Genomic DNA, 3,952 nt, shown 5'->3' on the forward strand with positions numbered 1-3,952 from the left:
TCTAGCCGAAGAGGCCGCCGCTCGGCAACGTCGCGCTGCTAGACCTTCACGAGCAGCTCGTACGCGCGCGGTAGCCAAAAATGTGCTTGGACTAGTGGAGCCCGTAGCCGGACTTGTGCCGTGCATAGCTCGCCGAGTTTGACCGGCCAGAGCTAGTATAAGTCAACAGGAACGTCCTAAGGTGCGCGCTTGGCGCGCGCATGCTCGACGAGCACTTCCAGATCGTCGCGCTGCAACGGCTCGCCGCCGGAGAAGCCGATCTGCGCCGCACCCAGCTCGCGCGCGGCGCTGATGACCTCGATCCATGTGTCGGTGTCGAGTTCCGCACCGTGCCGGGCATAGTCGACCGGGTTGTAGCAGAAAGCACAGTGCAGCGGGCACCGATACGTCAATTCGGCGAGCAGCCACAATGGCGCGCAAGGACGGGAGGGTTCGCGTACCATGTCAATCCAGCCAGCCGCGCTGTCGCGCGTGATCGAGAAAACGGTAGACGTCGGGCGCCAGCTCGGCGGTGCCGAACAGTCCCTCGAGCTCGCCGATGATGTCGTCGAGTTCGTGCGCGCCGTCGCAGCGCGCGAGTATTTCGCCGGCGCTCGTATTGAGCTTCACCATCCCTTCCGGATAGAGCAGCACGTAGGCGTCCTGCGCCACTTCCCACTGCAGCCGGAAGATATTGCGCAGGCGGGGGCGCAGCGGCACGCCGCTGTCCGGGTCACTCGCGTTCATAGGGGCCAGGCCTTTTCGACCGCATCGAGGATCGACCAGAGAATATCGAGCTTGAACTGCAGAATATCGAGCGCGCGCAGCCGCGCCTCGGGCGTGCGGAAGTGGTTCAGCGTCACTTCGAGACCATGATCGACATCGCGCTGGGCGAGCGGCACGCGGCTGCGGAAATAGTGCAGCCCGCCCGGCTCGATCCATGGATAATGCGACGGCCAGCCAGCGAGCCGGTCGAGATGGATCTGTGGCGCAAACATCTCCGTGAGCGACGAGCACACCGCTTCCTGCCATGGCGCGCGGCGCGCGAAATTCACGTAGGCGTCCACGGCGAAGCGCACCGAAGGCAGCACGAGCGACTGCGCCCACATCGTTGCGGAGTCGATGCCCACCGCTTCGCCCAGGCGCACCCACGCTTCGATGCCGCCCTCGCCCTCGGCCTGGCCGTCGTGGTCGACGAGCCGCTGGATCCAGCGCCGGCGTGTGGGCCGGTCCGGGCAGTTCGACAGGATCGCGGCATCCTTGAGCGGAATGTTGATCTGATAGTAAAACCGGTTTGCCACCCAGCCGCGGATCTGTTCGCGCGAACACTTGCCGCTATTGAGCCGCTGGTTGAACGGGTGATGGATGTGATAGCGCGACTCCAGCGCGCGCAGCCGCGCCTCGAATTGCGCTGGCGTCCACGGCGCGTCGTGCAACGCCTGCATGGGAAGCTGTGCGTTCATCGTTATACCTGTAGGACCATGCCGTCGTGCGCGACGTCGATGCCGCGAGCGCGAAGTTGTGCGTGCTCATCGGAATGCGGGTCGAGAATCGGATTGGTGTTGTTGATGTGCGTGAGAACCTTGCGCGTATCGCGCGGCAACGATTCGAGCCAGTCGATCATGCCGCGGCGGCCGCCTTCGCCGCATTGCGCCAGATGCCCCATGTCGTCCGCGTGCTTCGTCGAAATGCCCAGATCGATCATCTCCGTAGCAGTCCAGAACGTACCGTCCACGAGCACGAGATCGGCGCCACACATCGTGGCATGGATCTCGTCCTGCATCTGCGCGAGGCCCGGTGCGTAGAAAGCCCGCGTGCCTTTGATCCGGTCTTCGATCAGAAGGGCGATATTCGTGCCATCGACACCGCCCTGGCGAAATGGAGAATAAGGCGGCGCCTTGCCGTCGACCGCGATCGGCGTGAATCGCAGGCCCTCGCAGGCCGGAATCGTAAAGTGCTTCCCGGGCACGATCGCATGCGTTCGCACTCCGCAGTAATGGCCGAGCAGCGGCACGAGCGGCAACCCCGTCGAGAGATCTTCCAGCACGGCGGCACACGCATAGAGCGGCAGCGGCGTGGTGCGCTCGCGCAGCATCAGCAGCCCGGTCACGTGATCGATCTGCGCGTCGCTCAGCACGACCGCCGCGATGCCGCTGTCGCGTATCGCACGCGCGGGCTGCATGTCGGGATGCGCGCGCAACTGCGCGAGCAGGTCCGGAGACGCGTTCACGAGAATCCAGTCGACGCCGTTGTCGCTGACCGCAATCGACGATTGCGTGCGTGGCAGCACATCGCCGCAGCGGCGGCGCGCGCTGCGGCAGTTCGCGCAGTTGCAGTTCCATTGCGGCAGGCCGCCGCCTGCGCCCGAACCCAGTATCCTGATCTTCATGGTCGTTGCCTCCGGGTGCCGCCCGCCACGCCGTTCGGGCGCTGCGGGCGGCGCACCCCAGCCCGCTTAGCGATTGGCGATATACATCGTGATTTCAAAGCCGAAACGCAGGTCGGTGTAAGACGGGGTAGTCCATTGCATGGCGTGTCTCCTTGTGTGCAATTGATTTGCGAATGGTTGGAAGAACCGCACTGGATGCGCGGCCATTGCCTTCAAAGCAAGGTGCATGCCGATGTCGATGGATGAAGCGCGCAAGCCGCACGCGCTGGCTTGCGCGCGGTAGCCGACCAGAACATTTTGCTTGTGCGGATGCGAGCGGGCCGGACGCGTCGCGACTCCCCGCGTTCGGGACATGCACCCTGTTGATTTTTGGAACACCGGTGCTGCAGGATGCAACACCGGGTGTGACAGGTCGCTCGCGAATCTACGGGGCGAGCACGGTGGAGGGTTGGGCGGCGCGAGTGCCGCGTCGGCAACGGAGCAGGGTTAGAAGTCGTCCACGGCGCGGCCCGGCTCGACAGCGGGCATCTTGCGGTAGATGGTGTTGCGCGACACGCCTAGCTCGCGCGCGGCCGCCGAGACGTTACCGCCGTGCCGTGCCAGCGCCGCGGCAATCACCGACACGGTCACGTCCTGCAAACGCCCGCTCTCCGGCAAGACGGGGTCCGGCGCCGTTGGTGCCGTTGGTGCCGTTGGCGCAGTGGGCGCATCCCCCGCGGCCCCCTGTGAAGCGCAGCGCAGGTCGTCGAAGAAGTCGTCGGGCAAATGTTCGCGCCGGATCTCGCCGTCCGTATCGACCATGGCCGCCGCCGTGCGCAGCAGGTTGCCGAGTTGCCGGAAATTGCCCGGCCACGGACAGCGCTCGAACATCGCCATGACATCCGGCGCGACGCCAAGCGGCTGCGTATTACCGGCAGCGACCGATTCGCGCTGCAGCATCTTCTGGATCACCACGGCCAGATCGGTACGGTCGCGCAGCCGTGGCAGCCGGACCACGAGGCCATTGAGCCGGTAATAAAGATCCTCGCGGAAGCGGCCTTGCGCGATCATCTCGCGCAAGTCGCGATGCGTCGCGCAGATGATCGCGATGTCCACCGGAATGCTTTTCGTCGAACCGAGCGGGTTGACGACGCGCTCCTGCAGCACACGCAGCAGCCGCACCTGCAGCGGATACGGCATGTCGCCGATCTCGTCCAGGAACAGCGTGCCGCCGTTTGCCTGCAGCAGCTTGCCGATGGCGCCCTTGCGCCGCGCCCCGGTGAATGCGCCCTCCTCGTAGCCAAACAGCTCGGACTCGATCAGCGTTTCGGGAATCGAGGCGCAGTTCACCGCCACGAATGGCCCCGCATGCCGCGGCGAATCGTTGTGGATCGCCTGTGCGAGCAGCTCCTTGCCCGTGCCGGTTTCGCCGTTGATCAGGATCGGAATGTCCTTGCCGATGACCCGCCGGACCTTGGCGATGACGGCGGCAACCTGCGGATCGCCGGTGTCCAGATAATTCAGGCGCGAGAGTGCGACAGCCGGCGGCGGCGCCGGGCGCGCCACGGAGCGCGCGCCATCGTGCACCGCCACCGGACGGCTGCC

5 protein-coding genes and 1 pseudogene are annotated in these 3,952 nt (G+C 65.5%); all 6 read right to left on the reverse strand.

From position 1 onward, the window contains the following. Positions 1–191: 191 nt before the first annotated feature. A pseudogene (locus L5014_RS39075) lies at positions 192–443 on the reverse strand (radical SAM protein); the annotation flags it as partial. Between the two features lies 1 nt (position 444). Continuing rightward, entirely contained in the window at positions 445–726 is a 282-nt protein-coding gene (gene pqqD, locus L5014_RS27155; RefSeq protein WP_238466882.1) for a pyrroloquinoline quinone biosynthesis peptide chaperone PqqD, read from the reverse strand. Beyond that, positions 723–1,442, reverse strand: coding sequence for a pyrroloquinoline-quinone synthase PqqC (gene pqqC, locus L5014_RS27160; protein WP_238466883.1), 720 nt, complete (start codon positions 1,440–1,442; stop codon positions 723–725). The genes pqqD and pqqC overlap by 4 nt, the downstream gene beginning before the upstream one ends. 2 nt (positions 1,443–1,444) lie before the next feature. After that, positions 1,445–2,368, reverse strand: a complete 924-nt coding sequence (pqqB, locus tag L5014_RS27165) for a pyrroloquinoline quinone biosynthesis protein PqqB (RefSeq protein WP_238466884.1) — start codon at positions 2,366–2,368, stop codon at positions 1,445–1,447. Positions 2,369–2,434: 66 nt separating this feature from the next. Further along, positions 2,435–2,509, reverse strand: coding sequence for a pyrroloquinoline quinone precursor peptide PqqA (gene pqqA / locus L5014_RS27170; protein ID WP_006485436.1), 75 nt, complete (start codon positions 2,507–2,509; stop codon positions 2,435–2,437). A 345-nt stretch (positions 2,510–2,854) separates the two neighbouring features. Continuing rightward, positions 2,855–3,952: sigma-54-dependent Fis family transcriptional regulator (locus tag L5014_RS27175; RefSeq protein WP_238466885.1), on the reverse strand; the 1,098-nt coding region annotated here is incomplete at its 5' end.

Origin of the sequence: Paraburkholderia tagetis, from assembly GCF_022213065.1 — a bacterium.
Classification (GTDB): Bacteria; Pseudomonadota; Gammaproteobacteria; order Burkholderiales; family Burkholderiaceae; genus Paraburkholderia; species Paraburkholderia tagetis.

Coding starts and splice junctions, on each gene's coding strand:
- pqqC (WP_238466883.1), bottom strand. CDS start 1,442: ATGAACGCACAGCTTCCCATGCAGGCGTTGCACGACGCGCCGTGGACG.
- pqqB (WP_238466884.1), bottom strand. CDS start 2,368: ATGAAGATCAGGATACTGGGTTCGGGCGCAGGCGGCGGCCTGCCGCAA.
- pqqD (WP_238466882.1), bottom strand. CDS start 726: ATGAACGCGAGTGACCCGGACAGCGGCGTGCCGCTGCGCCCCCGCCTG.